Annotated in this window: 2 protein-coding genes and 1 pseudogene; all 3 read left to right on the top strand. The window is 58.6% G+C overall.

The features are described 5' to 3' along the window. The first annotated feature begins 493 nt into the window (after positions 1–493). Positions 494–2,512, top strand: coding sequence for a hybrid sensor histidine kinase/response regulator (locus P0D70_RS36185; protein ID WP_408188049.1), 2,019 nt, complete (start codon positions 494–496; stop codon positions 2,510–2,512). A 955-nt stretch (positions 2,513–3,467) separates the two neighbouring features. Beyond that, positions 3,468–3,841 (top strand): annotated as a pseudogene (locus tag P0D70_RS36180) (IS3 family transposase); the annotation flags it as partial. Positions 3,842–4,443: 602 nt separating this feature from the next. Continuing rightward, the coding region (locus P0D70_RS36175; protein WP_408188048.1) for a DUF2878 family protein at positions 4,444–4,713 on the top strand (270 nt) is incomplete at its 3' end.

The following is a 4,713-nucleotide window of genomic DNA, read 5'->3' as shown; positions in this document are numbered from 1 at the left end:
CGGGTTAAGCTGCCGCCGCATCGACGCTGATTCAAGCCTTCAAGGAGGAGAGCCTTGGCAGCCGCCTCTTGCAACCATGCACCGTCGATGGATTGTCGTGTGCCGAACATCCCTCACAGTGGTCTAGCCGTCTGATATACGTCGCTTCCAGAGGGGCTCGCATCCGAAGACGATCGCGCTCACACTGGGCGAATACGGGGGGATGTTGCATTCTTTGCGTAAAATTGGGGGGCCTTCCGCGAACTGGAGCGACGCTGGGGAGATCAGCTTGCGCGCATACCAGCGCAATAGCCAACGCCCCGGGTATTCGACGTGCGACGGGTACGATCGCTCGGTCGGTGGATATAGGATTTTGAAAGTCCGCGTTCTAGTGGCAGTCGAGCGGAAAAGATAGATTGACCAGCGATGCCCCCTTTTACCTGAGCTAGGGCCTTTTCTCGCGAGGCGAGAAGTTGCCGCTCTGGCTCTCAAAGACAACTCTAATCAGGACATCATGAAGCCGTCGCAATTCGCTTTATTCCCTGAGTTAGCAGCGTATCTGGAACGGACTCGGGGCGTTTTAACGCGCCGCTGGCTTCGCTCGGTGCGGTCCGACGCAGCCATCACGCCGGCAGGCCGGCTTACCACCGGTCAACTGGTAGATCATCTGCCGTCGCTCTTTGAGGAAATCTGCGCCGTCTTGCGGGGCGCCCCTAACCAGAGAACGCTTTGGCGGTTGCACGCTGACGCGAGGAAGCATGGTCGCGACCGCTGGATGCTCGGGTACCAGCTCGACGAACTGTTTCGGGAACTGAATCAGTTACAGCGCTGCGTACAGCATGCCACTCGCGAATTTTTCGCAGGGGTATTCGGATCAAGTGGTGCTCAATCGGCGGCCCAACTATTGATCGACGATCTTTTCAGCGCGACGATTCACACCGCGATCAGGCAACTCACCGACGAACAGGACAGGCGGATCGAAGCGACCATCTACGAGCGCGACCGGGCGCTCGCAGCTCAACAGAGGAGCGAGGAGCGGCTTCGAATGGCTGCATCCGCAGCCGGTTTGGGTATTTTCGAGTGGAATATCGTGACGCGGGAGGGCGTCTGGGAAAACAAACAAATGTATGAAATAACGGGGCAGCCTCAATCTCTGGGGCCTCTGTCGTGCATGGCGTTTGTACGTGAGCTTGTTCATCCCGACGATGCGCAGGCGCTAATCACGGAATATACGGAGGCCATGCGACACGGGGGAGACTTCCATGCGACTTTTCGAATCCTGCGTATCGAAGATCGTGCTCCGCGTGTCATTGAGATGTACGGTCGCTTCCGCGCAGAGTCGGAAGGTTCGATCCGCTCGTTTACCGGGACCCTTGCCGATATCACACGCCGCACGCTCGCCGAAGAGTCGCTTCGCGAGGCGGATCGTCGCAAGGACGCGTTTCTGGCAACGTTAGCGCACGAACTGCGGAATCCCCTCGCACCGATCCGCAACGCAGCGCAGATCCTCAAGCAAATCAGTGCCGATTTACCGCCCGAGGTCGAATGGGCACGAGTCACGGTTGAGCGCCAGTGCGCGCATCTCACTCGTCTGATAGATGATCTGATGGATGTATCGCGCATCAGTAGCGGAAAAATCATTTTGCGACGGGCGGTGTTCGACATTCGGGAGGCCGTACAGAGCGCAGTCGAGATCAACCTGCCCATCGCGCATGAGCACCAGGACCGTATCGATGTGAATCTGCCCTGTGAGCCCGTACTCGTGGACGGGGACTGCACAAGGCTCACTCAGGTCTTTTCCAACCTGCTGGATAACGCGATCAAGTTCTCGGAAAACCAGACAGCTATTACGATTGACGCCACCATTCGCGGTGATCAGGTTGAAATCGTCGTGAGCGACAGGGGTATTGGCATTCCGATATCGCAACTTAGCCTCCTGTTCGAGCCGTACGTCCAGCTTGCCGCGGGAGACGGACAGTGGCGGTCTGGCCTCGGCATCGGGCTGTCTGTCGTCCAGAACCTCGTTGATATGCATGGCGGCCACGTCAGCGCTGCAAGCGAAGGTTTGCGGAAGGGATCGCGCTTCACGGTATTGATGCCCACGACGAGTGCGCCTGTCGGCGTAACCACAATAGTGCAGGAGCCCCCCATAGAGCAGGCGAGAAAGCTGCGCGTTCTAGTGGTCGATGACAATCGTGATGCAGCTGAATCGCTGGCGATGCTCCTGGACGAACATGAGGTCGAATGCGCCTTCGATGGTGAGACCGCCCTTGCTATCGCACAAGACTTTCATGCCGATGCCGTTATCCTCGATATCGGTTTGCCGGGGATCGACGGATACGAACTTGCGCGGCGGCTGAGGGCGGGACCGGAAACTGAGCAAGCGATTCTGATCGCACTCAGTGGATTGGGGGCACCGGGAGACGTTATGCGATCGCGTGAAGCGGGATGTACTCAACACTTTGTTAAACCGGTAGACCCCGAAATGTTGACCCATTTTCTGCGTAGCGCTGCGGCCAAGCTGACACGATGACAGGCGAATTTGTTCCACTTCTAGAACGCTTACAGCTTCACGCCTTCGCAGATGCTTGGCTGGACGGCTGCGCGATACATCCCCGGCTCTGCTCATGACGGCGGCGATAGCTCCAAGCCGGTTCAAGTACGACCCGTGTCCGAGTCCGCCGGACGTAATCGGCAAATGTAGTGGATGCCAAAGCGCGTCTCTGCCTTGGCATGTTCAACAACCGGAATGTCGGAAACTGAAACCGTGACCTGCTGTGCGACCAGCAGTTGCCGTGCGGTGTGAGGACAGGCCGAGTTCTCCATGCAAAACCAAGAGAACAGTCGAATGAAACCTCGTTAGTCTCGAGGAGCCAAAGCTGCTAGCTGGCTCTGGCCGAGACGGCAAATGGCCCACTGCATCCCTTTGAACTGGGTGTAGGTTGAAGCGTCGTGGGGAATAGGCAGGGTGCGAAGCGGACAGCCCGGACGCGCTCGGGTAGCGCGAATGGGAACGCCGAAATTCCGACTTCCCGCCATCATTGCGCTTCAATGAAGCGGCAGTAGGTGGACCGCAAGCAACAACGCTGCGAAGCAGGAGTGAGAACGTGCAAGGAGCGAAGGGTGGCGTGTAATGGGTGGTATATGGCTTCGAGTGCCACGACCTGAAAGTGTGCTGACGTGGGAGTGCGCGGCTGTTCTTGGTTCCAATATCAGGGATCCATGAAAGGGCCGCTTGAGAGAGACCGATTGGACTACGGTTCAGCGCATTTCTCCCGGCAACGGGCAAAATCGACGATGTTACTTGACCGAAGGTTGTGTATGCATAGACGCAACCGGGATCGGTGTGACGCCTCATGCCGTGCGCGAGCCGTTAGAGAGAGACCCGCATGCAGGGCTCTTCAGGGGGAGCGTTTCTGGAAGGGGAGGCGGGTGGGCCCTGGAAGGCAGCTGCGAGCGTCGGAATCGGTTCCAGCAGGCAAGGCAGTATCTTCGAGGTCAATCACCGTCGCTACGGCTATCGTCGGATATTCGCGGCAGTGGGTGGACAGCAGGTGTTCGTATCGGAGAAGGTCGTGCGACTTTTGACGAGGCGGGAAGGCCTAGCGGCTGCCACTAGCAGACGGCGTCGATACGGTTCCTATTTGGGTGAGATAGGTCTAGGGCCAGAGAACCTTATCGATCACAACTTCCGATCAGCAGCTCCTGACGAAAGTGGCTTACCGACACTACGGAGTTCCACATTCCGGGCGGCAACGTGTATCTATCGGATGCGATCGACTGCATCGATGGGCTCGTTGTCAGCTGGCCAATCGGCACACTCCCGAACCTCGAATTCGTAAATACCATGCTGGATGGAGCCGAGCTACTCATGTCAGTGAGGTCGGACAACCCGAGATGACCGGAGTTGTGCGCCTGACGGAAGATAACATCACCCTTTGCGCCACGCAGGGCGCGCCAAGCGCGAACACACTGCTCAAAGCGGACAGCGCGCGGAGCGCGGCGGGTGTGGATGCCGCTGAAAGGATCCTCTCCGATATCGCCACGGCCCAAATGCACGGAGCGGACTACAGCAACGGAACGATCTCCGCTTCAAAGATCGGGGGCAGGGCGGCTGGGCGTCTGCGTTCACGTGGAGCATTCCTCTGCGATGGCAAGTGCAAGTCCTGCTCAAGCCGATAGGCCTTCGACGCAGAATCCGGCGTGTAGGGATACGGCGGACGGTCCTTCCGTTTGGTCGTACTTCATGTAGAGCCATCATCTGATGGTCGTTGACGTATCCTCGGGGCAAGGCTGCTTCCTTGGCCATGGAAGGCTCGTTCGCAACCGATCCGCCGCCTGAAACTAGTCTCACCTTAAGTTAGGCCCGACAGGGGCCGCGCCTGCGGGGGCGCCTGCCATCTGAATCCAAAAGCCGACTCGACGCGTAAGAAGAGATATCGGACTACCCGCTCACACCAACGCATGTCATCCCGAAACCTTCGGCGCCCACCCGCTTTAAGCGCCGCCCGCCTATCAGCGCCTAATGCGTGGCTCTATTTTGTCGTCGGACAGGTGGGGTGGTTTGTGTGCGTGATGAGCGCCGGGCGCGGGCTGGCTTGGATCGGCGTGGCGTTCGTACTGGTTGCGGTAGTGTGGCATGCCACCCGGGTTGCCGCGCCGGCGCCTGAGCTTAAGCTGATAGCCGCGGCCGTGCTGATCGGAGCGCTCTGGGAAAGCCTGCTCGTTGCAAGC

The organism is Paraburkholderia sp. RL17-381-BIF-C (genome assembly GCF_046026435.1).
Classification (GTDB): Bacteria; Pseudomonadota; Gammaproteobacteria; order Burkholderiales; family Burkholderiaceae; genus Paraburkholderia.
Note: the sequence above shows the minus strand (reverse complement) of the source record. Positions and strands in the feature narration are given on the sequence as shown.

What these genes read in the sequence shown, in the direction of transcription:
- P0D70_RS36185 (WP_408188049.1), top strand. Translation starts at nt 494, where the DNA reads ATGAAGCCGTCGCAATTCGCTTTATTCCCTGAGTTAGCAGCGTATCTG.